Below are 24,492 nucleotides of genomic sequence, written 5' to 3'. Positions count from 1 at the left end.
GGCGTTCTGCCGCGCCTGTTTCTCTCTTCCCCCCACAGCCGATTGCGCTATAGTGTTTTCACCACAAATGCGGGAGAACACAATGATAAACGTGGAGATGCTGTCCACTGGCGATGAAGTGCTGCATGGACAAATCACTGATACCAATGCGGCCTGGCTGGCGGATATTTTCTTTGAGCAAGGATTACCCCTAACGCGGCGTAACACGGTGGGCGACTCGCTGGAGTCGCTGGTCAACGTCCTACGTGAACGTAGCGAACAGGCGGATGTGCTGATTGTAAATGGGGGCCTCGGCCCCACCAGCGATGACCTGAGCGCGCTGGCCGCCGCCACGGCGAAAGGCGAAGAGCTGGTGCTGCATACCGAGTGGCTCAGCCATATGGAGCGTTTCTTCAGCGATCGCGGCAAGGTGATGGCTCCCAGCAACCGCAAACAGGCAGAAATTCCGGCCAGCGCGGAGTTGGTTGATAACCCTGTCGGTACCGCCTGCGGCTTTGCCGTTCAGCTTAATCGCTGCCTGATGTTCTTCACCCCCGGCGTTCCGTCCGAATTTAAGGTGATGGTGGAAAAAGGGATCCTGCCGCGTCTGCGGCAGCGTTTTACCTTACCGGAACCCCCGATCTGTTTACGACTCACCACTTTTGGCCGCTCGGAGAGCGACCTGGCGCAGAGTCTCGATCATCTGGTGTTACCGCCAGGCGTGACGATGGGCTACCGCTCCTCCATGCCGATTATCGAACTGAAATTAACCGGCCCGGCCACCGAGAAGGCCGCAATGCTGGCCCTGTGGCCTGAGGTGCAGCGCGTGGCGGGTGAGAACCTGATCTTCGAAGGCACCGAAGGACTCCCGGCGCAAATCGCCCGCAATCTACAGGCCCGCCAGCTGAGCCTGACCCTGAGCGAGCAATTTACCGGTGGCCTGCTGGCGTTACAGCTCTCGCGGGTAAGCGCTCCACTGCTGGCAAGCGAGGTGGTGCCTTCCCAGGAGGAGACCCTGGCGCAAACTGCCCACTGGGTGGCCGAGCGGCGCGTGAAACATTTTGCCGGTCTGGCGTTAGCGGTGTCGGGTGCGGAAGAAGATCATCTCAATTTTGCCCTGGCTACCCCGGAAGGCACCCACGCCCTGCGGGTGAAGATGAGCACAACGCGCTACAGCCTGGCAGTCCGTCAGGAGGTCTGCGCGATGATGGCGCTTAACATGCTGCGTCGCTGGCTGAACGGCAAGCCGGTGGCCACTGAACATGGCTGGATCAACGTCGTCGAGACGCTGTTCCTGCCGTGATTTTTGCGCGCCGGGCTCCCCGTCCGGCGCGTTATTGTCCAACCTGTTGTACTCGCTCTGTTTTTTTCTGCGCTGTTCGTCACAATTTTATCCTGCTGTTTGTCCAGCTGGCTGGAACCCTCCGGCGATTTGAACTCACTCACAAATAAACCCGCCCTCAGCCGCAACACTGATTCCAGTATTCAGGACTGGAGTCCAGCATGTTGGAATCAACCAAAGTACCGGCACTGACCCGCGCCATCGATATTCTCGACACCATTGCCCGTCTGGGGCCCTGTAGCGCCGCGACTATTATCGACGCGCTGGGGATCCCGAAAAGCACTGCCTATCTGTTGCTGGGTGAACTGAGAAGACAGCGTTTTCTCAGCCTCGACAGCCAGGACAACTACTGCCTGTGGACCCGGCTGGTGGAGCTGGCGGGCCATGCGGTCAGCCGGATGGATCTGCGTGAGATGGCGCGCCCGCGCCTGACGCAGCTGATGGACGAGAGCGGCCTGCTGTGCCATCTCGGTATTATCGATAACGGCAGCGCTTACTACATCCTCAAAATCGAGTCGCCCGCAACCATCAGCGTGCGTTCCCACGAGGGGAAAAGCCTGTCGCTCTCCCGCTCGGGGATTGGCAAATGCCTGCTCGCCTGGCAGCCCGAGCGGGTGCAGGAGGCCATTATTGCCAGCCTGGACTGGGAGCGGGTCACCCCTACCACTATCACCAGCGCCGGGCAGATGCGCGACGAGCTGGCACGCATTCGCGCCAGAGGCTGGAGCTTTGACAACGGGGAAGACTACCCGGACGTGCGCTGCGTGGCGGCGCCGGTCTTTAACGCCAGCAACGACCTTACCGCGGCAATCTCGGTGGTGGGTACCCGGTTGCAGATCAACGAGGACAACCGCGATTACCTGGCCGGTAAAGCGATTGCCTGCGCGAAAGATATTTCCCGTTTACTGGGCTGGAAAAGCCCCTTCGATCAAGCCTCATAATATGGAGAACATCATGACCCTACCGAAGATTAAACACATCCGTGCCTGGTTTACCGGCGGCGCTACGGCAGAGAAGGGCGCAGGCGGTGGTGATTATCACGACCAGGGGGCCAACCACTGGATCGACGACCACATTGCCACCCCAATGAGTAAATATCCGCAGTATGAACAGTCGCGTCAGTCCTTCGGCATTAACGTCCTCGGCACGCTGGTTGTCGAAGTGGAGGCCGACAACGGCCAGACCGGTTTTGCGGTCTCCACCGCCGGAGAGATGGGCTGCTTTATCGTTGAGAAGCACCTCAGCCGCTTTATTGAAGGCAAGTGCGTCAGCGACATCAAGCTTATTCACGACCAGATGCTCGGGGCGACCATGTATTACGCTGGATCCGGCGGGCTGGTGTTGAACACCATCTCCTGCATCGACCTGGCGCTATGGGATCTGTTCGGCAAGGTGGTCGGCTTGCCGGTCTACAAGCTGCTCGGCGGTGCGGTACGGGATGAGATCCGCTTTTATGCTACCGGCGCGCGGCCGGACCTGGCGAAAGAGATGGGCTTTATCGGCGGCAAAATGCCGACCCACCGGGGGCCGCACGATGGCGACGCCGGGATCCGCCAGGACGCGGCAATGGTGGCGGAGTACCGCGAGAAATGCGGTCCGGACTTCTGGCTGATGCTCGACTGCTGGATGAGCCAGGACGTGAATTACGCCATCAGACTGGCTCACGCCTGCGCGCCCTATAACCTGAAGTGGATTGAGGAGTGCCTCCCGCCGCAGCAGTACGAAGGCTATCGCGAACTGAAGCGCAATGCCCCGCCGGGAATGATGGTGACCAGCGGCGAGCACCACGGCACCCTGCAATCCTTCCGCACGCTCTCCGAAACCGGGATCGATATCATGCAGCCGGACGTTGGCTGGTGCGGCGGCTTAACCACCCTGGTGGAGATCGCCGCTATCGCTAAAGCGCGGGGACAGCTGGTGGTGCCGCACGGCTCGTCGGTTTACTCCCACCATGCGGTGATCACTTTCACCAACACGCCGTTCAGCGAGTTCCTGATGACCAGCCCGGACTGCGCGACGCTGCGTCCGCAGTTTGATCCGATCCTGCTTGATGAACCGGTGCCGGTGAATGGCCGCATCCACAAATCGGTGCTGGATAAACCCGGCTTCGGCGTCGAGCTGAACCGCGATTGTGCCCTGAAGCGTCCTTACAGCCACTAATCCGTCGCGCCGCGCTTCGGCGTGGCGTCACCTTTTACTGAGGATTGTCCATGAGTATGACTCTGCTCGACAGCGTGGTCAGGAAAAACCGCGCCCGCCTGATCCCGTTCATGCTGGCGCTCTACGTGCTGGCATTTCTGGATCGCTCTAATATCGGCTTCGCCAAAGAGAGCTACCAGATTGATACCGGGCTCAGTAACGAAGCCTATGCCCTGGGCGCCGGGATCTTCTTTGTGGTTTACGCCCTGCTGGGAGTGCCCGCTAACCTGCTGATGCGCAAGTTTGGCGCACGGACGTGGATTGGCACCACCACGCTGCTGTGGGGGTTCCTCTCCGCGGCGATGGCGTGGGCCGACACGGAAAGTAAGTTTCTGCTGATCCGCACCCTGCTGGGGGCAGCGGAGGCAGGCTTCTTCCCCGGCATGATCTACCTCACCTCCCAGTGGTTCCCCCAGCGCAACCGCGCCAGCATCATGGGGCTGTTTTACATGGGCGCGCCGCTGGCGTTGTCGCTCGGATCGCCGCTCTCCGGGGCGCTGCTGGAAATGCACGGCTTTATGGGCCATCCCGGCTGGTTCTGGATGTTTATTATCGAAGGGCTGATTGCCGTGGGGGCAGGAGTCTTTACCTTCTTCTGGCTGGACGATACCCCGCAGCAGGCGCGGTTCCTCACTGCTCAGGAGAAGCAGGTGCTGATCAATCAGCTGGCGGGGGAGGAACAGAGCAAGGTCACGTCCCGGCTGAGCGATGCCCTGCGCAACGGTCGGGTCTGGCAGCTGGCGTTTATCTACATGACTATCCAGATCGCCGTCTACGGGCTGATCTTCTTCCTGCCGACCCAGGTGGCGGCCCTGCTCGGCACCAAAGTGGGCTTCACCGCCTCGGTGGTGACCGCTATTCCGTGGGTTGCGGCGCTGTTTGGCACCTGGCTCATCCCGCGCTACTCCGACCGCACCGGCGAGCGGCGCAACATCGCCACGCTGACTTTGCTGGCCGCCGGTATTGGAGTGGGCGTCTCAGGGCTGGTATCGCCGTGGCTTGCGATGGTGGCGCTGTGCGTGGCCGCGGTCGGGTTTATCGCCGTGCAGCCGGTCTTCTGGACCATGCCGACGCAGCTGCTCTCCGGCACCGCGCTGGCGGCGGGGATTGGCTTCGTCAATCTGTTTGGCGCAGTGGGTGGTTTTCTCGCTCCGCTTATCCGGGTGAAAGCCCAGACCGTATTTGGCAGCGATGCGGCCGGGCTGCTGGCGCTGGCCGGGATTGCGATCCTCGGCGCACTGGCGATTCTGGTGCTGGGCGTGACCCGCAGCGTGCCGCAGGCCGATCGCGTACATCATTAATATCAGGGAGTTATTATGCAAAACGTTCTTTCCAACCCCTTTAAGCAGGCTCTGCGTAACGGTGAAACGCAGATCGGGCTGTGGCTGAGCTCCACCTCATCTTATATGGCGGAGATCGCGGCGACCTCTGGCTACGACTGGCTGTTAATCGACGGGGAGCATGCGCCCAACACGGTGCAGGATCTCTACCACCAGCTGCAGGCGATTGCCCCTTATGCCAGCCAGCCGGTGATACGCCCGGTTGACGGTGACCGCAGCCTGATCAAACAGGTGCTGGATATTGGTGCCAGGACGCTGCTGATCCCAATGGTCGACAGCGCCGAACAGGCCCGGGAGATCGTCTCGGCCACCCGCTATCCGCCGCTGGGCGTACGCGGCGTGGGGGCCGGCGTGGCGCGGGCGGCGCGCTGGGGACGGGTGGAGAACTACATGGCCCGGGCCAACGACGAGCTGTGCCTGCTTATTCAGGTGGAGAGCAAAGCCGCACTGGATAATCTGGATGCGATTCTGGAGGTGGAAGGAATTGACGGGGTGTTTATCGGTCCGGCCGATCTGTCGGCTTCGCTGGGCTATCCCGACAACGCCGGGCATCCGCAGGTGCAGGCCATTATCGAGCAGGCGATCCGCCGGATCCGACACGCGGGTAAAGCCGCGGGCTTCCTTGCGGTGGAGCCTGAGATGGCGACGCGTTGTCTGGCGTGGGGGGCGAACTTTGTTGCCGTCGGGGTCGATACCATGCTCTATACCGGAGCGCTGGACGAGCGGCTGGCACTGTTCAGATCCGGCAGCGCCCGGGCCAGTAAAAGCAGCTACTGACCGGGTTACATTTCGATTTCGATATCACCTTTTGCCCGGCAGCAGCAGGGCAAAATTTCCCCTTCGTTGATGAAGGCCAGCGGTTCGGTGATCCAGTCGACCTGACCGGTCACCAGGCGGCAGCGGCAGGAGCCGCAGTAGCCTTCACGACACTGGTATTCGACCTCAATCTGGTGGGATTCCAGCGCAACGAGCAGGGAAGGGTGTTCTTCCTGGCACAGGAGTTCTGTGCCAGTAAGACGAAGCGTCACGCGGCTCATCAGAGCTGGAAGTCGCTCAAATCGTCGGTGTTGACTTCGGAGTCAATCTGACCGACCAGGTAGGAGCTGACTTCCACTTCCTGCGGTGCCACCTGAACGTTATCGGACACCAGCCAGGTGTTGATCCACGGGATTGGGTTGGAGCGGGTCTGGAACGGCAGGTCGAGGCCCACAGCCTGCATGCGGATGTTGGTAATGTACTCCACGTACTGGCAGAGAATATCTTTGTTCAGGCCAATCATGGAGCCGCCCTGGAACAGGTATTCCGCCCACTCTTTTTCCTGCTGTGCCGCCTGGACAAACAGGTCATAGCTCTCCTGCTTGCACTCTTCAGCAATCTCGGCCATCTCCGGATCGTCCACGCCGCTGCGCAACAGGTTCAGCATATGCTGGGTGCCGGTCAGGTGCAGGGCTTCATCACGGGCGATCAGACGGATGATTTTGGCGTTGCCTTCCATCAGCTCGCGTTCCGCGAAGGCGAAGGAGCAGGCGAAGCTGACGTAGAAGCGGATCGCTTCCAGGGCGTTAACGCTCATCAGGCACAGGTAGAGCTTTTTCTTCAGCTCACGCAGGTTCACGGTGACGGTTTTACCGTTCACGGTGTGGGTGCCTTCACCCAGCAGATGCCAGTAGCTGGTCATCTCGATCAGGTCGTCATAGAAGTGGGCAATACCCTGCGCGCGCTTCAGGATCTGATCGTTGGTAACGATATCATCGAACACAATCGCCGGATCGTTGACGATATTACGGATGATATGGGTGTAGGAGCGGGAGTGGATCGTCTCGGAGAACGCCCAGGTCTCGACCCAGGTTTCCAGCTCAGGGATAGAGATCAGCGGCAGCAGCGCCACGTTCGGGCTACGACCCTGGATGGAGTCCAGCAGCGTCTGATACTTCAGGTTGCTGAGGAAGATGTGCTTTTCATGTTCCGGCAGGGCCTGGAAGTCGATGCGGTCGCGGGAAACGTCAACTTCTTCCGGACGCCAGAAGAAGGAGAGTTGCTTTTCAATCAGCTTTTCGAAGATGTCATATTTTTGCTGATCGTAGCGTGCCACGTTGACCGGCTGGCCGAAGAACATCGGCTCTTTGAGCTGGTCGTTTTTCGTCTGTGAAAAGGTGGTGTATGCCATGAGTGTGTCCTGTGAGAGATTTTGTAGGTCGGGCAAACAAAATCGTAGGCCGGGTAAGCGTAGCGCCACCCGGCATTTACATTAAATCTTACATGCGCCGCTTTCGCAGCCATCATCCTGAATGGACGGGGCCAGATCGTCCTGCGCATCTTCCGCACCGTCACGGGTGTTTTGATAGTACAGGGTCTTCACGCCGAATTTATAGGCGGTAAGCAGGTCTTTCAGCAGCTGCTGCATCGGCACTTTTCCGGACGGGAAGCGTGACGGATCGTAGTTGGTGTTCGCAGAGATCGACTGGTCGATAAACTTCTGCATGATGCCCACCAGCTGCAGATAGCCGTCGTTATTTGGCATTTCCCACAGCAGCTCGTAGTTGTTTTTCAGCAGCTCGTAGTCCGGCACCACCTGACGCAGGATCCCGTCTTTCGAGGCTTTGATGCTCACGTGGCCGCGCGGCGGCTCGATGCCGTTGGTGGCGTTGGAGATCTGCGAGGAGGTCTCGGACGGCATCAGGGCAGAGAGCGTGGAGTTACGCAGGCCGTGGGTTTTAATGGACTCACGGAGCGCTTCCCAGTCCAGGTGCAGCGGCTCGTTGGCGATCGCGTCCAGGTCTTTCTTATAAGTGTCGATCGGCAGAATGCCTTTGGCGTAGGTGGTTTCGTTGAACCACGGGCAGGCACCCTGTTCGATAGCCAGATCGTTGGAGGCCTTCAGCAGGTAATACTGAATGGCTTCGAAGGTCTGGTGCGTCAGGTTGTTGGCGCTGCCGTCGGAATAACGCTTGCCGTTTTTCGCCAGCCAGTAGGCATAGTTGATCACGCCAATGCCGAGGGTACGACGACCCATTGCACCGCGTTTTGCCGCCGGGATTGGGTAATCCTGATAATCCAGCAGCGCATCCAGGGCACGTACCGCCAGCACCGCTAGCTCTTCCAGCTCGTCGAGGCTGTTAATCGCACCCAGGTTGAACGCGGAGAGCGTACAGAGGGCGATCTCGCCGTTTTCGTCGTTCACATCTTCCAGCGGTTTGGTCGGCAGGGCGATCTCCAGGCACAGGTTGGACTGGCGCACTGGGGCAACGACCGGATCGAACGGGCTGTGGGTGTTGCAGTGGTCAACGTTCTGGATGTAGATACGGCCAGTGGAGGCACGCTCCTGCATCATCAGCGAGAACAGCTCAACCGCCTTCACGCGCTGCTTGCGGATGCTGTCGTCGTTTTCGTACTGGACGTACAGGCGCTCAAACTCGTCCTGATCGGCAAAGAAGGCGTCGTACAGGCCCGGGACGTCGGATGGGCTGAACAGGGTGATGTCGCCGCCTTTCAGCAGACGGGTGTACATCAGCTTGTTGATCTGAACGCCGTAGTCCATGTGACGTACGCGGTTGCCTTCCACGCCACGGTTGTTTTTCAGTACCAGCAGGCTTTCGACTTCCAGGTGCCACATCGGGTAGAACAGGGTTGCAGCACCGCCGCGCACGCCGCCCTGAGAGCAGGATTTCACCGCGGTCTGGAAGTGTTTGTAGAACGGAATACAGCCGGTGTGGAACGCTTCACCGCCGCGAATTGGGCTGCCCAGCGCGCGAATGCGACCGGCGTTGATGCCGATACCGGCGCGCTGGGAAACGTATTTCACGATGGCGCTGGAGGTGGCGTTAATGGAGTCCAGGCTGTCGCCGCACTCGATCAGCACACAGGAGCTGAACTGGCGGGTTGGGGTGCGCACGCCGGACATGATTGGCGTAGGCAGAGAGATCTTGAACGTGGAGACCGCATCATAGAAACGCTTCACGTATTCCAGACGGGTTGCACGCGGGTAGTTAGAGAACAGGCAGGCGGCGACCAGAATGTAGAGGAACTGGGCGCTCTCGTAGATTTCGCCGGTCACACGGTTCTGGACCAGGTATTTACCTTCCAGCTGTTTTACCGCGGCGTAGGAGAAGTTCATATCACGCCAGTGATCGATAAACCCGTCCATCTGCTTGAACTCTTCTTCCGTGTAGTCTTCCAGCAGATGCGTGTCGTATTTGCCCAGCTCAACCATCTTCACCACATGATCGAACAGCGCTGGCGGCTCAAACTGGCCGTAGGCTTTTTTACGCAGGTGGAAAATGGCCAGACGGGCAGCGAGGTACTGATAATCCGGTGCTTCGCGGGAGATCAGATCCGCCGCCGCTTTGATGATGGTTTCGTGGATATCAGAGGTCTTGATGCCGTCGTAGAACTGGATGTGGGAGCGCAGTTCAACCTGGGAGATAGATACGTTGTTCAGTCCTTCTGCTGCCCAGTCGAGAACACGATGGATTTTGTCCAGATTGATACGCTCGGTAGCACCGTCGCGCTTTGTCACCAGCAGACTCTGATTCATGTGGGTTTTTACCTGTCCGTGAAAAAAGAAAATATCCCCCGCTTATCCACAGGTTGTTGTGGATAAATACTATATATAGGGGTTTCGCATTAAGCATAACGCAAGATGGTGAGTATTCTAGTAAGGATTCTTTTCAGTACAAGAGTTGATTTTGAGGTTAAATTGAGGTTGTCAAAGCGTAAAAAAGCGTAAGTCCTCGTACCGTAAGGCCTGGACGTGATGTCAATAATTTAGAAAAAAAAATGAAAATTTGATCGACTGCTGATTTCTTCAACGGGTGGTCAAAAATGCGCAACGGGGGGTTGCGCATTCGTTAGAAAAAGAGTGGATATTCTTAGTCTTTTTTTGCGGTGGTATGGAGCATGTAGTTCACGTCCACGCCCGGCGCCAGTTTGAACTTGTCGGTCAGAGGATTGTAATGCAGACCGGTCATGTGCTGCTCTTTCAGCCACGTGCCGTCAACCCAGCTCAGTAATTCGGCCGGTTTGATGAATTTTTTCACGTCATGCGTACCTTTTGGCACCATCCGCAGCACGTACTCCGCGCCGACCACCGCCATCAGCCACGCCTTACCGTTGCGGTTGATAGTGGAGAAGAACACCTGACCGCCCGGCTTCACCAGCGCCGCACAGGCTTTGACTACCGATTGCGGGTCGGGAACGTGCTCCAGCATCTCCATGCAGGTGACGACGTCATACTGATGGGCATGCTTTGCGGCGTGCTCCTCAACCGTTTCCTGCACATACTCTACCTGAATGCCGCTTTCCAGCGCATGCAGTCGCGCCACCTGCAGCGGCTCGAAGCCCATATCCAGTCCGGTCACCGTGGCGCCTTCGCGCGCCATGCTCTCGGCGAGAATGCCGCCGCCGCAGCCTACATCGAGCACCTTTTTACCGAACAGGCCGCCGGAACGCTCCGCGATATAGCCCAGACGCAGGGGGTTAATGCGGTGCAGGGGTTTGAACTCACCTTCAAGATCCCACCAGCGCGAGGCGACGGCTTCGAATTTAGCGATCTCTTCATGGTCAACGTTGGGAGCCACCGGGGATTTTTCCGCATTCATGGACGCTTTTACTCCGTAATTTAAAGACGAGGAAGTATATCAGGATAACAAAGCAAATTAGTTTAAACCTGAGCGGGTGTGTTATAATTTCCGACCTTTGAATCCGGGATACAGTAGAGGGATAGCGGTTAGATGAGCGACCTTGCGAGAGAAATTACACCGGTTAACATCGAGGAAGAGCTGAAGAGCTCCTATCTGGATTATGCGATGTCGGTCATTGTTGGCCGTGCGCTGCCGGATGTCCGCGATGGACTTAAGCCGGTACACCGTCGCGTACTATACGCCATGAACGTATTGGGCAATGACTGGAATAAAGCCTACAAAAAATCTGCCCGTGTCGTTGGTGACGTAATCGGTAAATATCACCCCCATGGTGATATTGCAGTTTATGACACCATCGTCCGTATGGCACAGCCATTCTCACTGCGTTACATGCTGGTTGATGGTCAGGGTAACTTCGGTTCTGTCGACGGCGACTCCGCCGCGGCGATGCGTTATACGGAAATCCGTATGTCGAAAATCGCCCATGAGCTGATGGCCGATCTGGAAAAAGAAACCGTTGATTTCGTCGATAACTACGACGGCACCGAGCGCATTCCTGATGTGATGCCAACCAAGATCCCTAACCTGCTGGTAAACGGTTCTTCCGGTATCGCCGTAGGTATGGCCACCAACATTCCACCGCACAACATCACGGAAGTGATCAACGGCTGTCTGGCCTATATTGACGATGAAGAGATCAGCGTTGAAGGGCTGATGGAACACATCCCGGGCCCGGACTTCCCGACCGCCGCCATCATTAATGGCCGTCGCGGTATTGAAGAAGCGTACCGTACCGGTCGCGGCAAGATCTATATTCGTGCCCGCGCCGAAGTCGAAGCCGACGCGAAAACCGGCCGTGAGACTATTATCGTCCACGAAATTCCGTATCAGGTGAACAAAGCGCGCCTGATCGAGAAGGTTGCCGAGCTGGTTAAAGAGAAACGTATTGAAGGGATCAGCGCGCTGCGTGATGAGTCTGACAAAGACGGCATGCGTATCGTGATTGAGATCAAACGTGACGCGGTAGGGGAAGTGGTTCTTAACAACCTGTACTCCCTGACTCAGCTTCAGGTCTCCTTCGGCATCAACATGGTTGCGCTGCACCATGGTCAGCCGAAGATCATGAACCTGAAAGACATTCTGAGCGCGTTCGTGCGTCACCGCCGTGAAGTGGTGACCCGTCGTACCATTTTCGAACTGCGTAAAGCCCGCGATCGCGCGCACATCCTTGAAGCGCTGGCGGTTGCGCTGGCGAACATCGATCCGATCATCGAGCTGATTCGTCGTGCACCAACCCCTGCCGAAGCGAAAGCGGGCCTGATCGCGCAGCCGTGGGATCTGGGCAACGTCTCTTCCATGCTGGAACGTGCCGGTGACGACGCCGCGCGTCCTGAGTGGCTGGAGCCGCAGTACGGTATTCGCGATGGCAAATACTGGCTGACCGAGCAGCAGGCTCAGGCGATTCTGGATCTGCGTCTGCAGAAACTGACCGGCCTTGAGCACGAAAAACTGCTCGACGAGTACAAAGAGCTGCTGGCACAGATTGCTGAACTGCTGCATATCCTGGGCAGCGCCGATCGTCTGATGGAAGTGATCCGTGAAGAGCTGGAGCTGGTCCGCGATCAGTTCGGCGATGAGCGTCGCACCGAAATCACGGCGAACAGCGCTGATATCAACATCGAAGACCTGATCAACCAGGAAGACGTTGTTGTGACCCTGTCTCACCAGGGCTACGTGAAGTACCAGCCGTTAACCGACTACGAAGCACAGCGTCGTGGCGGTAAAGGCAAGTCAGCGGCACGTATTAAAGAAGAAGACTTTATTGACCGCCTGCTGGTGGCCAACACCCACGACACCATCCTCTGCTTCTCCAGCCGGGGTCGTCTGTACTGGATGAAGGTTTATCAGCTGCCGGAAGCGAGCCGTGGCGCGCGTGGACGTCCAATCGTCAACCTGCTGCCGCTGGAGCAGAACGAGCGTATCACCGCAATTCTGCCGGTTCGCGAGTACGCGGAAGGCGTGAACGTGTTTATGGCGACCGCCAGCGGCACGGTGAAGAAGACCGCCCTGACCGAGTTCAGCCGTCCGCGTTCTGCCGGCATTATTGCCGTCAACCTGAACGAAGGCGACGAACTGATTGGTGTGGATCTGACCTCCGGTTCCGACGAAGTGATGCTGTTCTCTGCCGCCGGTAAAGTGGTGCGCTTCAAAGAGAGCGCAGTGCGCGCCATGGGTCGTACCGCGACCGGCGTGCGTGGCATCAAGCTGGCGGGCGAAGACAGCGTCGTCTCCCTGATTGTTCCGCGCGGCGAGGGAGCGATCCTGACCGTTACGCAGAATGGCTACGGTAAACGTACTGCCCAGGACGAGTATCCAACCAAGTCCCGCGGCACGCAGGGCGTTATCTCGATCAAAGTGACCGAGCGTAACGGCTCCGTTGTTGGTGCGGTGCAGGTTGATGATACCGACCAGATCATGATGATCACCGATGCCGGTACGCTGGTGCGTACCCGCGTGTCAGAGATCAGCGTGGTGGGCCGTAACACCCAGGGCGTGATCCTCATCCGTACCGCGGAAGATGAAAACGTGGTGGGTCTGCAGCGCGTTGCTGAGCCGGTGGATGACGAAGAGCTCGACTCTATCGACGGCAGCGTAGCGGAAGGTGATGATGAGATCGCACCCGAAGCCGACACCGACGACGATGTAGCGGATGACGCTGAAGAGTAATGTCTCCTGACGATAAAGGGCCGGTCTCCGGCCCTTTTCTTTTGCAGCTACACGCAATTGCAGACAACCGAACATTGCGACCGCGCCCGTTTACCGCTACCTTAAGCCATTCCTTTTGACCCTGATGGCGGAGCCTCGCCCCCTTGAAATACCTCGTCTCCTTTCGAACCACTCTGAAAGTCTCTCGCTATCTATTTCGGGCGCTGGCGCTCCTGATCTGGGTGCTGATCGCCCTGTTTTCGGTGTTTTACATCGTCAACGCGCTGCACCAGAAGGAGTCGGAGATCCGTCAGGAGTTCAACCTCAGTTACGATCAGTCCCAGCGCTATATTCAGCGCACCGCCGACGTCATGAAGGAGCTCAAGTATATCGCTGAGAACCGTCTGACGGCAGAAAATGGCGTACTGGCCAGCCGCGGGCGCGACAGCAAAACCGAGGTGCCCAATTTTGAGCCGCTGTTCCCCGATTCTGACTGCTCGGCGATGGGGTCAGCATGGCGAGGTTCGCTGGAGTCGCTGGCCTGGTTTATGCGCTACTGGCGCGACAATTTCTCGGCAGCCTACGATCTGAACCGGGTCTTTCTGATTGGCAGCGAAAACCTCTGTATGGCCAACTTTGGCCTGCGTGACGTGCCGGTGGATCGTGACAACGCCCTGAAAAGCCTGCACGAGCGAATCATGAAATACCGTAATGCCCCGCAGGATGAGCGCAGCAATAATCTGTTCTGGATCAGCCAGGGCCCACGTCCCGGAGTAGGGTACTTCTACGCGATGACGCCGGTCTACCTGGCTAACCGCCTGCAGGCGATGCTCGGCACCGAGCAGACTATCCGCATGGAAAACTTTTTCACCCCTGGCAATTTGCCAATGGGCGTGACCATTCTCGATGAAAACGGCCATGCGCTTATCTCGCTGGCGGGGCCGGAAACCCGCCTCAAGGTTGACCCTCGCTGGATGCAGGAGCGTTCATGGTTTGGTTATACCTCCGGTTTCCGCGACCTGGTGCTGAAAAAGAGCCTGCCGCCTTCGTCGCTGAGCATCGTCTATTCCGTGCCGGTGGATCTGGTGCTGGAGCGTATCCGCATGCTGATCCTCAACTCGGTGCTGCTGAACGTGCTGGTGGGGATTGCCTTGTTTACTCTCGCGCGGATGTACGAGCGCAAAATCTTTATCCCGGCGGAAATCGACGCCCAGCGCCTCGAAGAGCATGAGCAGTTTAACCGCAAGATTGTTGCCTCTGCGCCGGTAGGGATCTGTATTCTGCGCACCCTGGACGGCACCAATATCCTCAGTAACGAGCTGGCGCATAACTATCTGAATATGTTGACTCATGAGGACCGGCAACGGCTGACGCAAATTATCTGCGGGCAGCAGGTCAACTTCGTCGACGTGCTGACCAGCAACAACACCAACCTGCAGATCAGCTTTGTGCACTCGCGCTATCGCAATGAGAACGTCGCCATCTGCGTGCTGGTGGATGTCTCCGCGCGCGTCAAAATGGAAGAGTCGTTGCAGGATATGGCTCAGTCGGCCGAACAGGCCAGCCAGTCGAAATCGATGTTCCTCGCCACCGTCAGCCACGAGCTGCGCACCCCGCTGTACGGGATTATCGGTAACCTCGATCTGCTGCAGACCAAAGAGCTGCCGCGGGGCGTTGACCGTCTGGTGACGGCGATGAATAACTCCTCCAGCCTGCTGCTGAAAATCATCAGCGATATTCTCGACTTTTCCAAGATCGAGTCCGAGCAGCTGAAAATTGAACCGCGTGAATTCTCCCCACGCGAGGTGATGAACCATATCAGCGCCAACTACCTGCCGCTGGTGGTGCGTAAGCAGCTGGGGCTGTACTGCTTTATTGAACCGGACGTGCCGGTATCGCTGCAGGGCGATCCAATGCGCCTGCAACAGGTGATCTCCAACCTGCTCAGCAACGCCATTAAGTTCACCGACATGGGCTGCATTGTAATGCATGTCTCCAGGGCAGGGGACTACCTGAGCATTCGCGTGCGTGACACCGGGGTAGGTATTCCGGCCAAAGAGGTGGTCAAACTCTTCGACCCGTTCTTCCAGGTGGGGACGGGAGTTCAGCGAAACTTCCAGGGTACAGGGTTGGGGCTGGCGATTTGTGAAAAACTGATCAGCATGATGGACGGCGATATCTCGGTGGATACTGAGCCGGGTATGGGCAGCCAGTTCACCATCCGCATTCCGCTCTATGCGGCGCAGTCACCGACCACCGGGCTGGTGGATGGATTAAGCGACAAACGCTGCTGGCTGGCGGTCAATAACGCCTCGCTGTATGCCTACCTGGAATCCCTTCTGACGCCGCATGGCATTCGCGTGGCGCGCTACGCCGGACAAACGCCGGACGCGGAAGATATGCTCATCACCGACGATGAGCTGAAGCAGCCGTGGCAGGGCAAAGCAGCGGTGATCTTCTGCCGTCGCCATATCGGTATTGCCCAGGAGCGCGCCCATGGTGAGTGGGTGAACAGCGTAGCCTCGCCGCACGAACTGATTGCGCTGCTGGCGCGGATCTACCGCGTGGAAATGGATGCAGGCGATGGCTCGGCGGCGCTGCCGTCGCCGGAATCGGCGCAGTCGCTGAATGAAGACATGATGATCCTGGTGGTGGATGACCATCCAATTAACCGTCGTCTGCTGGCCGATCAGCTGGGCTCGTTGGGCTATCAGTGCAAAACCGCCAATGATGGTGTGGACGCGCTGAACGTTCTGAGTAAAAACCACATCGACATCGTTCTGAGCGATGTGAACATGCCGAACATGGATGGCTACCGCCTGACCCAGCGTATTCGCCAACTGGGCCTGACCCTGCCGGTGGTGGGCGTCACCGCTAACGCGCTGGCGGAAGAGAAGCAGCGTTGCCTGGAGTCGGGAATGGATAGCTGTCTTTCCAAGCCGGTAACGCTGGACGTGCTCAAACAGACGCTGTCGGTGTATGCGGAGCGGGTGAGGAAGACGCGGGGATAAAAAAAAAGCCCATTTCCGGGCTTTTTTTATTGCCCGGCGGCGCTTCGCTTGCGCGGGCCTACGGGCAGTGTAGGCCGGGTAAGCGTCAGCGCCACCCGGCGTTTTGCACAACTACTCTTTATCAGCAGGACTCAGCGTCACGGAAGAGAGGTAGTTCAGCAGGGCGATATCGTTTTCTACGCCCAGTTTCATCATCGCGGATTTTTTCTGGCTACTGATGGTCTTGATGCTGCGGTTCAGCTTCTTGGCAATCTCGGTAACCAGGAAACCTTCGGCGAACAGACGCAACACTTCGCTCTCTTTCGGCGACAGACGTTTGTCGCCGTAGCCGCCAGCGCTGATTTTTTCCAGCAGGCGGGAGACGCTTTCCGGGGTAAATTTCTTCCCTTTCTGCAGCGCGGCCAGCGCTTTTGGCAGATCGGTTGGTGCGCCCTGTTTCAGGACAATCCCTTCAATATCGAGATCCAGAACGGCACTTAAAATTGCCGGGTTGTTGTTCATGGTCAGCACGATGATCGAAATACTTGGGAAGTGACGCTTGATGTATTTGATAAGCGTAATCCCGTCACCGTATTTATCTCCAGGCATGGAAAGGTCGGTGATGAGCACGTGCGCATCAAGTTTTGGCAGGTTATTAATCAGTGCTGTGGAATCTTCAAATTCGCCGACTACATTCACCCACTCGATCTGTTCAAGTGATTTGCGAATACCGAACAGTACAATCGGATGGTCATCGGCAATAATTACGTTCATATTGTTCATGTATAGGGCTACCTTGCTACAGCAAGCTTTTGACATAGTCGTCAATGTCGCTGATGTATTTTTCTATGCTGGCGGCATCTTTCTCACGAATAAGATGTTCCAGCGTTTCACATAATTGCTTGCCTGGAACCAGATTAAGCATGGCAAACACCCCTTTGAGCCGGTGGGCTGTCTGAGCCAGCGCTGCGAAGTCGTTCGCGGCGGATTCAGTATACAACCTCTTAACATCATCTGGTACTGTGTCTACGAAGAGAGAATAATAGCCGCTGGCCTGCAGTTCGGCATTTTCATTGCCGCCCAGTGGGGATTCCGGGATCGTTTCCTGCGCCAGCTGCTCCTCTATTAGTTGTAGTACAGCTTCCTGCATCGCATTGCTCATATTAAAGTTGACGCGCACCTGGCCGGGGCCAATTTTTCGCACGCCAGGCTCATCATCGCTTAAAAGCAAGCCTGAGGCAGTAAGATTAGACGGATTATCCGTTAAAAAGAGATCATATTCTTGACTTGCCAGCCTTTCGTCCGGGGAAATACAGGTCGCACCCCAGTTTTCCAGCTGGCGAACCACGATACTGCGGATCTCATTCGACGTCACATCCACCATGATCACTACCTCGTCCAGCAGGCCCTCATCATCCTCTGCTTCCTGCGGCGTGGCCGGCATTTTGACGTGCAGTGAATAACGGGTGCCCAGCGATTCGCGGGCTTTAATATTCAGGTGGCCGCCAAGCTTACGTGCCAGCTGATCGCACAGCCAGAAGGTGAGGGCGTTGGCTTTGCCGTAATTATCGCTCTGAGTATCATTCAGGAACGGGAAGTGCAGGTTGTCGATTTCACTGGCCGTAACCCCTTCACCGGTATCAAGGATACGGAAGGTGAGACGGTCATCGGCTGATTCATCGCTGCTCACTTCAAGCGTAATTTTGCCGATCTGGGTGGTGGTCACAGCGTACTGGATCAGCATCAGCAGAATACGACGCAGCGCGTCACGGTCGCCGTGGCGTTCATCATTGGCCCGCAGCGGGTTGTTAATCAGCAGCTGCAGCCCCTTACGCTTGATCACCGGCAGCACTTCCGGCACCACTTCATCAATCAGATCCTGAATCGAGAACAGCGTTGCGGTGCTCTTCCAGCTGTCATTTTCCAGCATATTGGCGAGCTGGATCTCATCCACCAGCCGCACCAGTGTATCGGCATGCCCCGACAGCTGCAGGCTTTCCGGGCTGGTTAACTGGGCCGCTTCGCTGGCCAGCGCCTTCAGAGGCAGTTTAAAGGCATCGCCAATATTCTGCATAAAGGCCGCGCGGCCCTGCTGGTTCTTCTCATACAGCCTTTGCGCCTGTTTGAGCTTTTTATTCACCAGCACCTCGCGATCCTGATCGCGAATGATAAAGATCTGCGTGCGTGACGCCACCTGGCTGCGGAACTGGCGGATCTCATACAGCTCATTATTAATGGTGGCCTGAATCACGCCCTGATGCTGATCGGCCATGCTGGTGATGTTCTGCAGATTCAGGTGCGGCAGCAGGTGATCGGCGATTTTGTTGCTGATCACCGTGCGGTTGGCTTCCTGGTCGTGTACCAGCAGGCCGAGCGGCAGCACCGAGACAATCTCTTCATTGAGCGCGCGCAGCACGCGCAGCTCGTTGCTGGTACCTGCGGCGACGGGGGCATCGCTCTGGCGGCCTGGCTGCGAGCGGAAGGTGGTGTAACCAAACAGCGCCAGCGCCAGCAGGCCGATATTAAGCAGCAGCGGCAGCAGGATATTTTGCAGGGTGTCCAGCAACAGGGTACCAAAAGGGACCTGCCAGACCAGGCGCATACCGGTCGTGTTCAGCGAGGAGGCAATCTCGATTTTCGATCCGTTAAAGGAGATCGAGACGCTTTCGGGGCTCTCTTTGTCCGTCGGCGCGCGCAGGTTTTGCCCCGAGGAATCCTGTTCCAGGCGGAAGCTCTCAAGCGGCATATCCGGGGGGATCAGATCGTTGATCGGCAGATCGAAGGCCACCACCGTTGCCAGATGCCCTGGCTGATTGAAGGTAGTGCGCAGGGTAAAGTAGTAGCCATTTTGCCAGGCCAGGCGGCGCAGGGAAGAGAAACTTTCACGCTCATCCAGGGCATTGGCCTGCTGCAGCATCTCTGCGCGACGGGAGTCGACAACGGTGCCCACCGACGACTCTTTAAAACCGGAGGAGAGATCTTTTAGCGGCAGGGTGGAGATCAGGATCATGCTGTTGTCCTGACCGTTGAGATAGTACATCGACCAGGGAACGGTCTCCGCTCCCCATAGCGTATCAAGATAGGTCGACATGCGCTGGGTCATTTCCAGCGTGGCGCTGTCGTGCGAACCGAAAATCAGGGCTTCGGTTTTGCGCCGCGTTTTCTCCAGATAATACACATCCTGCTTCAGCCGCGTCTCCTGCAGCCCTTCTGCGGATGCGGTTGTCGGCGTGGCGGCGATGTTGTCGTAAATCTGCCAGGTTGCGTAGCGCCAGGTGTCGATACGTTTATGCAGCGCGTGGCTGATATCGACAATCTGATAGCTTTTATCTTTTAACCAGGTGTTCACCGCGCTCTGCACCATCACGCCCATGGTCACTAACAGCACAACGATCAATAGAAGAAAGAAACGGGTAATGCTGCCCGGAAGCAGGGAGAATTTGTTCGCGGCTGTGGTTTCAGACTGACTCATTGATGTGGTTAACCCGTTATGGCTGCGCTTCAGGCGAATAGGGCAGTATAAAGCGTAATAATCGAATTTCCAGCCTCACGCTACTTCCGGGGCTGACTTTTTCGTCCTGTTGCGCAAGACGAAAAGGATTGTCTTAAATCTGTACGGTTAAACGATAATTGTACAAATAACTAACAATATAGTGGAAAAATAGCACGAATAAACAAGAAATTAAATTACCCGTTCAATTTTCAGGACTAAAAATAGCACCCTAAGATTTAATTAATAGTCGTTATAGTTTCGGGTGGGTAGCACAGATATTTTAAATTTGCGTAAAGAAGGGTAAAAAAAAACCGAATGCATTGCATTCGGTTCAATTCGGGATAAACAGACATTCAAATTTGAATGACGGTAATAAATAAAGTTAATGATGATAGCGAGAGATATTTTAGTAGCCGGCTGCCTTTTTGTTTTGGCAATCAGTGCTATAATGAATTTTTTGTTAAGTTATTGATTTTAAATCATAATTTTAACATTTTGATTTATGGTGCTTTATTTTTTAACTTATTGTGCGGCAAAAAAGTTCCCTCAAATTTACAAAATGAAACATCTATACGGCAATATGAAACATCTTAAAAGTTTTCGTATCATATTCTTGTTGGATTATTCTGTATTTTTGCGGAGAATGAACTTGCCGACTGGTTAAGAGGGTTAATCAGTAAGCAGTGGTAATAAAAGACATATAACAGAGGGTTAAAATAATGAAAGTTAAAGTACTGTCCCTCCTGGTACCAGCACTGCTGGTAGCAGGCGCAGCAAATGCGGCTGAAATTTATAACAAAGACGGCAACAAATTAGATCTCTACGGCAAAGTAGACGGTCTGCACTATTTCTCTGATGACGATAGCGCTGATGGCGATCAGACCTACATGCGTCTCGGCTTCAAAGGCGAAACTCAGGTTAACGATCAGATCACTGGTTACGGTCAGTGGGAATACCAGATTCAGGGCAACACCACCGAGAGCGACGACCAGTCCTGGACTCGTGTGGCCTTCGCAGGTCTGAAATTCGCTGAAGCAGGTTCTTTCGACTACGGTCGTAACTACGGCGTGATTTACGACGTCACTTCCTGGACCGACGTTCTGCCAGAATTCGGCGGCGACACCTACGGTTCCGACAACTTCATGCAATCCCGTGGTAACGGTGTTGCTACCTACCGTAACCAGGACTTCTTCGGTCTGGTTGATGGCCTGAACTTTGCTCTGCAGTACCAGGGTAAAAACGGCAGCGTCAGCGGTGAAAACGACACCGGTCGTAGTACTCTGAAACAGAACGGTGACGGCTTCGGCGGCTCCCTGACCTATGATCTGGGCGAAGGCTTCAGCGTCGGTGCGGCAGCAGCGTCTTCCAAACGTACCGCAGACCAGAACGCCTTTGGCGTTTACGGCGAAGGTGACCGTGCTGACGTGTACAGCGGCGGCCTGAAATATGACGCGAACAACCTCTACCTGGCCGCGCAGTACTCCCAGACTTACAATGCGACCCGTTTCGGTGACTCTAAGTCCAGCCGTAGCGATGCAATCTATGGTTTTGCTAACAAAGCCCAGAACTTCGAAGTGGTTGCGCAGTATCAGTTCGACTTCGGCCTGCGTCCATCCGTGGCTTACCTGCAGTCCAAAGGTAAGGACATCGATAACTATGGCGACCAGGATCTGCTGAAATATGTTGATGTTGGCGCGACTTACTACTTCAACAAAAACATGTCCACCTATGTGGATTACAAAATCAACCTGCTGGATGATAACTCCTTCACCGACCGTGCAGGCATCAGCACTGATGACATCGTAGCCCTGGGTCTGGTTTACCAGTTCTAAGTCTTACGCAGTATTGCAAAAGGGGCCAACTGGCCCCTTTTTTTGGTCTTACTATCAGCCCCTTACAAAGCCTGCTTTTTAGTGTACTCTTGCCGGTCTCAGGCTTGAGGATAATAACGAATGGAAATTACTTTTCTGCGTGTCGGCTTTCTGGCGACACTGTTTATGTTGTCTGCGTGCGATGCCCCCGCTCCTCCGGCTAAGGCCGACACCGCCGCAACGGTGCTGGAAGGGAAAACCATGGGTACCTTCTGGCGCGTCAGCGTGATTGATCTCTCTGCTGCCCGGGCTGAAGAGCTACGCGGCAAGATCCAGTCCCAGCTGGATGGCGACGACCAGCTGATGTCCACCTATAAAAATGACTCTGCCCTGATGCGTTTTAACCAGTCCCAGAGCACCTCCCCCTGGCCGGTGAGCGAAGCGATGGCGGATATTGTCACCGAGTCGCTGCGGGTGGGCTATAAAACCAACGGCGCGATGGATATCACCGTCGGCCCGCTGGTTAACCTGTGGGGCTTTGGCCCGAACAAGCAGCCGGTGAAAACCCCCGACCAGGCGCAGATTGACGATGCCCGGGCGCAAACGGGCCTGCAGCATCTGACGGTGATAAATCAGTCCGGCAAGCAATACCTCGAAAAAGATATCCCCGATCTGTTTGTCGATCTCTCAACGGTGGGTGAGGGCTATGCTGCCGATCACCTGGCCCGGCTGATGGCCGAAGAGGGGATCTCGCGCTATCTCGTGTCAGTTGGCGGGGCGCTGGTCAGCCGCGGCATGAACGCCAGCGATAAGCCCTGGCGCGTGGCGATCCAAAAACCCACCGATCGGCAAAATGCCGTCCAGGCCATTGTCGATATCAACGGCCACGGCATCAGCACCTCCGGCAGCTACCGTAACTATTATGAGCTGGACGGAAAACGCATTTCCCACGTCATTGATCCCCAGACCGGTCGCCCGATTACGCACAATCTGGTGTCGGTGACGGTGATCGCCCCTACGGCGCTGGAAGCCGATGCCTGGGATACCGGTCTGATGGTGCTGGGGGCTGAGAAAGCCAAAGAGATCGCGCGTGAGCAGGGGCTGGCGATCTATATGATCGTCCGCGAAGGGGAGGGCTTTAAAACCTGGATGTCTCCGCAGTTCTCCAGCTTCCTCGTCAACGGGGCGAATTAAAAAGCAAGGTTGCGGGTTTTTGTCGGGTGGCGTTCAGGCAGGCTAGGCGTATGCTTATATAAGGAGCCGATCATGAAAAAGCCGAACCTGATGAATGACGATCAATGCTGGCTGGCGGTGCTGGCCCGCGATGGCCATGCCGATGGTCAGTTTGTGTTTGCCGTACAGACCACCGGCATCTTCTGCCGTCCCTCCTGCCGGGCGCGCCACGCCCTACGTGAAAACGTTCGCTTTTACCCCGATGCCCGCCAGGCAGTGCAGGCGGGTTTTCGCCCCTGCAAACGCTGCCGCCCGGATCAACCGGATCCCCAGGCGCAGCGGATCGCCACCATCGAAAAAGCCTGCCGGTTACTGGAGCAGGAGCAGCCCCTGACCCTTGAGAGGCTGGCGCAGGAGGTGGCGATGAGCCCCTGGCATCTTCATCGTCTGTTCAAATCCTTCACCGGGATGACGCCGAAAGCCTGGCAGCAGGCGGCCAGGGCGAAACGGCTGCGCGACGCCCTGACGCAGGGTGAAAGTATTACCGACTCCGTGCTGGCAGCAGGTTTTCCCGACAGCAGCAGCTATTACCGCAACGCCGATGCCACCCTGGGAATGACCGCGAAGCAGTACCGCAGCGGCGGGGAGGAAACCACCGTGCGCTATGCTTTGAGCAACTGCACGCTGGGACGTTGCCTGGTGGCGGAGAGCACGCGGGGCGTCTGTGCCATTCTACCCGGGGATGATGACAGCGCCCTGATTGCCGAGCTGGAAACGATCTTTCCTCACGCCCGGCGAGAACAGGCGGATGCCGCCTTCGCCGCGCGCGTCGCCCAGGTGATCGCCAGCGTGGATAACCACGCCGTGGCGCTCGCCCTGCCGCTGGATATTCGCGGCACCGCCTTTCAGCGTCAGGTCTGGCAGGCCCTGCGCGCTATACGTAGCGGAGAGACGGCAAGCTATCAGCAGGTGGCCAACGCCATTGGTCATCCCGGTGCGGTGCGGGCGGTGGCCCGGGCCTGCGCCGCCAACAAGCTGGCGATTATTATTCCCTGTCACCGGGTGGTACGGAGCGACGGCGGGCTGTCGGGCTACCGCTGGGGTACGGCCCGTAAAGCGGCACTGCTGCGTCGCGAAGCCAAAAAAGAGGAGGTGTGATGCTCGATTTGTTTGCAGATGCTGAGCCCTGGCAGGAGCCGCTGGCGCCGGGGGCGGTGATCCTGCGCCGCTTTGCCCTGACGCGGGCCACCGCCTTAATGCAGGGGATCGAACAGGTCGCCAGCGCCTCGCCGTTCCGCCAGATGGTTACCCCCGGGGGATACACCATGTCGGTGGCGATGACCAACTGCGGCGGACTGGGCTGGACCACTAACCGGCACGGTTACCTCTATTCAGCGGACGATCCGATCACAAATGCGCACTGGCCGCCGATGCCGGACGCTTTTGCTGCCCTGTGCCACGATGCCGCCTGCGCGGCGGGTTATCCCGACTTTCAGCCGGATGCCTGTCTTATCAATCGCTATGCCGTCGGGGCTAAACTGTCGCTGCATCAGGATAAGGATGAGGCCGACCTGCGGGCGCCGATTGTCTCGGTCTCGCTCGGCCTGCCCGCGGTGTTTCAGTTCGGCGGATTACGCCGTAACGATCCGCTTCAGCGCCTGCTGCTGGAGCATGGTGACGTGGTGGTGTGGGGTGGACCATCCCGCCTGTTTTATCATGGCATTCAGCCGCTTAAAGCCGGAGAGCACCCTCTGACCGGCGACTGTCGCTACAACCTCACCTTCCGCCAGGCGGCGAATAACGAATAAAAATAAGAATTA

The 24,492-nt window shown here is 56.9% G+C and carries 17 protein-coding genes; 11 read left to right on the top strand and 6 right to left on the bottom strand.

Going from position 1 to position 24,492, the window contains the following annotated elements; all coding sequences use genetic code 11:
* The first annotated feature begins 82 nt into the window (after window positions 1-82).
* From GNG27_RS16065 to yfaU, 5 genes are all read left to right on the top strand, one after another.
* Complete coding sequence (locus GNG27_RS16065; protein WP_156264277.1) at window positions 83-1,282, top strand: nicotinamide mononucleotide deamidase-related protein YfaY; 1,200 nt, start codon at window positions 83-85, stop codon at window positions 1,280-1,282.
* A 200-nt stretch (window positions 1,283-1,482) separates the two neighbouring features.
* Window positions 1,483-2,262 (top strand): IclR family transcriptional regulator, encoded by a 780-nt coding sequence (locus tag GNG27_RS16060; RefSeq protein ID WP_156264276.1) that lies wholly within the window; start codon window positions 1,483-1,485, stop codon window positions 2,260-2,262.
* A 13-nt stretch (window positions 2,263-2,275) separates the two neighbouring features.
* The gene (gene rhmD, locus GNG27_RS16055) at window positions 2,276-3,481 is read left to right on the top strand and encodes an L-rhamnonate dehydratase (RefSeq protein ID WP_156264275.1); all 1,206 of its coding nucleotides are present in this window, start codon (window positions 2,276-2,278) and stop codon (window positions 3,479-3,481) included.
* 50 nt (window positions 3,482-3,531) lie between these two features.
* Window positions 3,532-4,821, top strand: coding sequence for an MFS transporter (locus tag GNG27_RS16050; protein ID WP_156264274.1), 1,290 nt, complete (start codon window positions 3,532-3,534; stop codon window positions 4,819-4,821).
* Between the two features lie 15 nt (window positions 4,822-4,836).
* The gene (gene yfaU / locus GNG27_RS16045) at window positions 4,837-5,637 is read left to right on the top strand and encodes a 2-keto-3-deoxy-L-rhamnonate aldolase (RefSeq protein WP_156264273.1); all 801 of its coding nucleotides are present in this window, start codon (window positions 4,837-4,839) and stop codon (window positions 5,635-5,637) included.
* A gap of 5 nt (window positions 5,638-5,642) precedes the next feature.
* On the opposite strand, the gene yfaE is transcribed toward yfaU, so the two are convergent.
* From yfaE to ubiG, 4 genes are all read right to left on the bottom strand, one after another.
* Window positions 5,643-5,897, bottom strand: coding sequence for a class I ribonucleotide reductase maintenance protein YfaE (yfaE, locus tag GNG27_RS16040; RefSeq protein WP_142486527.1), 255 nt, complete (start codon window positions 5,895-5,897; stop codon window positions 5,643-5,645).
* A complete protein-coding gene (gene nrdB / locus GNG27_RS16035; protein WP_156264272.1) occupies window positions 5,897-7,027 on the bottom strand; it encodes a class Ia ribonucleoside-diphosphate reductase subunit beta in 1,131 nt (376 codons plus the stop codon). Before nrdB ends, yfaE begins: the two co-directional genes overlap by 1 nt.
* Before the next feature lie 81 nt (window positions 7,028-7,108).
* Entirely contained in the window at window positions 7,109-9,394 is a 2,286-nt protein-coding gene (gene nrdA, locus GNG27_RS16030; RefSeq protein WP_142486525.1) for a class 1a ribonucleoside-diphosphate reductase subunit alpha, read from the bottom strand.
* Window positions 9,395-9,728: 334 nt separating this feature from the next.
* Window positions 9,729-10,457, bottom strand: coding sequence for a bifunctional 2-polyprenyl-6-hydroxyphenol methylase/3-demethylubiquinol 3-O-methyltransferase UbiG (gene ubiG, locus GNG27_RS16025; RefSeq protein ID WP_156264271.1), 729 nt, complete (start codon window positions 10,455-10,457; stop codon window positions 9,729-9,731).
* A 132-nt stretch (window positions 10,458-10,589) separates the two neighbouring features.
* Here ubiG and gyrA point away from each other — a divergent pair, with 132 nt between their 5' ends.
* Both gyrA and rcsC read left to right on the top strand, forming a co-directional pair.
* Window positions 10,590-13,226 carry a DNA topoisomerase (ATP-hydrolyzing) subunit A gene (gene gyrA, locus GNG27_RS16020; protein WP_156264270.1) on the top strand — a complete coding sequence of 879 codons (2,637 nt, stop codon included), beginning with the start codon at window positions 10,590-10,592 and terminating at the stop codon, window positions 13,224-13,226.
* Between the two features lie 143 nt (window positions 13,227-13,369).
* A complete protein-coding gene (gene rcsC, locus GNG27_RS16015; protein ID WP_156264269.1) occupies window positions 13,370-16,216 on the top strand; it encodes a two-component system sensor histidine kinase RcsC in 2,847 nt (948 codons plus the stop codon).
* Between the two features lie 111 nt (window positions 16,217-16,327).
* On the opposite strand, the gene rcsB is transcribed toward rcsC, so the two are convergent.
* Both rcsB and rcsD read right to left on the bottom strand, forming a co-directional pair.
* The gene (rcsB, locus tag GNG27_RS16010; RefSeq protein WP_032612710.1) at window positions 16,328-16,978 is read right to left on the bottom strand and encodes a response regulator transcription factor RcsB; all 651 of its coding nucleotides are present in this window, start codon (window positions 16,976-16,978) and stop codon (window positions 16,328-16,330) included.
* A 16-nt stretch (window positions 16,979-16,994) separates the two neighbouring features.
* The gene (rcsD, locus tag GNG27_RS16005; RefSeq protein WP_142486521.1) at window positions 16,995-19,667 is read right to left on the bottom strand and encodes a phosphotransferase RcsD; all 2,673 of its coding nucleotides are present in this window, start codon (window positions 19,665-19,667) and stop codon (window positions 16,995-16,997) included.
* A gap of 740 nt (window positions 19,668-20,407) precedes the next feature.
* Here rcsD and GNG27_RS16000 point away from each other — a divergent pair.
* From GNG27_RS16000 to alkB, 4 genes are all read left to right on the top strand, one after another.
* Complete coding sequence (locus GNG27_RS16000) at window positions 20,408-21,520, top strand: porin OmpC (RefSeq protein ID WP_142486520.1); 1,113 nt, start codon at window positions 20,408-20,410, stop codon at window positions 21,518-21,520.
* 120 nt (window positions 21,521-21,640) lie between these two features.
* Entirely contained in the window at window positions 21,641-22,693 is a 1,053-nt protein-coding gene (gene apbE, locus GNG27_RS15995) for an FAD:protein FMN transferase ApbE (RefSeq protein WP_142486519.1), read from the top strand.
* Between the two features lie 72 nt (window positions 22,694-22,765).
* Complete coding sequence (gene ada, locus GNG27_RS15990) at window positions 22,766-23,830, top strand: bifunctional DNA-binding transcriptional regulator/O6-methylguanine-DNA methyltransferase Ada (RefSeq protein WP_156264268.1); 1,065 nt, start codon at window positions 22,766-22,768, stop codon at window positions 23,828-23,830.
* On the top strand, window positions 23,830-24,480 hold the full coding sequence (gene alkB / locus GNG27_RS15985; RefSeq protein ID WP_156264267.1) for a DNA oxidative demethylase AlkB: 651 nt from the start codon (window positions 23,830-23,832) through the stop codon (window positions 24,478-24,480). Before ada ends, alkB begins: the two co-directional genes overlap by 1 nt.
* Window positions 24,481-24,492 lie beyond the last annotated feature (12 nt).

The sequence above is a fragment of the Leclercia sp. 119287 genome (assembly GCF_009734485.1).
In the GTDB taxonomy this organism is placed as follows: domain Bacteria; phylum Pseudomonadota; class Gammaproteobacteria; order Enterobacterales; family Enterobacteriaceae; genus Enterobacter; species Enterobacter adecarboxylatus_C.
This window is presented reverse-complemented; position numbering and strand designations above follow the sequence as displayed.

Coding starts and splice junctions, on each gene's coding strand:
- GNG27_RS16065 (WP_156264277.1), top strand. CDS start 83: ATGATAAACGTGGAGATGCTGTCCACTGGCGATGAAGTGCTGCATGGA.
- GNG27_RS16060 (WP_156264276.1), top strand. CDS start 1,483: ATGTTGGAATCAACCAAAGTACCGGCACTGACCCGCGCCATCGATATT.
- rhmD (WP_156264275.1), top strand. CDS start 2,276: ATGACCCTACCGAAGATTAAACACATCCGTGCCTGGTTTACCGGCGGC.
- GNG27_RS16050 (WP_156264274.1), top strand. CDS start 3,532: ATGAGTATGACTCTGCTCGACAGCGTGGTCAGGAAAAACCGCGCCCGC.
- yfaU (WP_156264273.1), top strand. CDS start 4,837: ATGCAAAACGTTCTTTCCAACCCCTTTAAGCAGGCTCTGCGTAACGGT.
- yfaE (WP_142486527.1), bottom strand. CDS start 5,897: ATGAGCCGCGTGACGCTTCGTCTTACTGGCACAGAACTCCTGTGCCAG.
- nrdB (WP_156264272.1), bottom strand. CDS start 7,027: ATGGCATACACCACCTTTTCACAGACGAAAAACGACCAGCTCAAAGAG.
- nrdA (WP_142486525.1), bottom strand. CDS start 9,394: ATGAATCAGAGTCTGCTGGTGACAAAGCGCGACGGTGCTACCGAGCGT.
- ubiG (WP_156264271.1), bottom strand. CDS start 10,457: ATGAATGCGGAAAAATCCCCGGTGGCTCCCAACGTTGACCATGAAGAG.
- gyrA (WP_156264270.1), top strand. CDS start 10,590: ATGAGCGACCTTGCGAGAGAAATTACACCGGTTAACATCGAGGAAGAG.
- rcsB (WP_032612710.1), bottom strand. CDS start 16,978: ATGAACAATATGAACGTAATTATTGCCGATGACCATCCGATTGTACTG.
- rcsD (WP_142486521.1), bottom strand. CDS start 19,667: ATGAGTCAGTCTGAAACCACAGCCGCGAACAAATTCTCCCTGCTTCCG.
- GNG27_RS16000 (WP_142486520.1), top strand. CDS start 20,408: ATGAAAGTTAAAGTACTGTCCCTCCTGGTACCAGCACTGCTGGTAGCA.
- apbE (WP_142486519.1), top strand. CDS start 21,641: ATGGAAATTACTTTTCTGCGTGTCGGCTTTCTGGCGACACTGTTTATG.
- ada (WP_156264268.1), top strand. CDS start 22,766: ATGAAAAAGCCGAACCTGATGAATGACGATCAATGCTGGCTGGCGGTG.
- alkB (WP_156264267.1), top strand. CDS start 23,830: ATGCTCGATTTGTTTGCAGATGCTGAGCCCTGGCAGGAGCCGCTGGCG.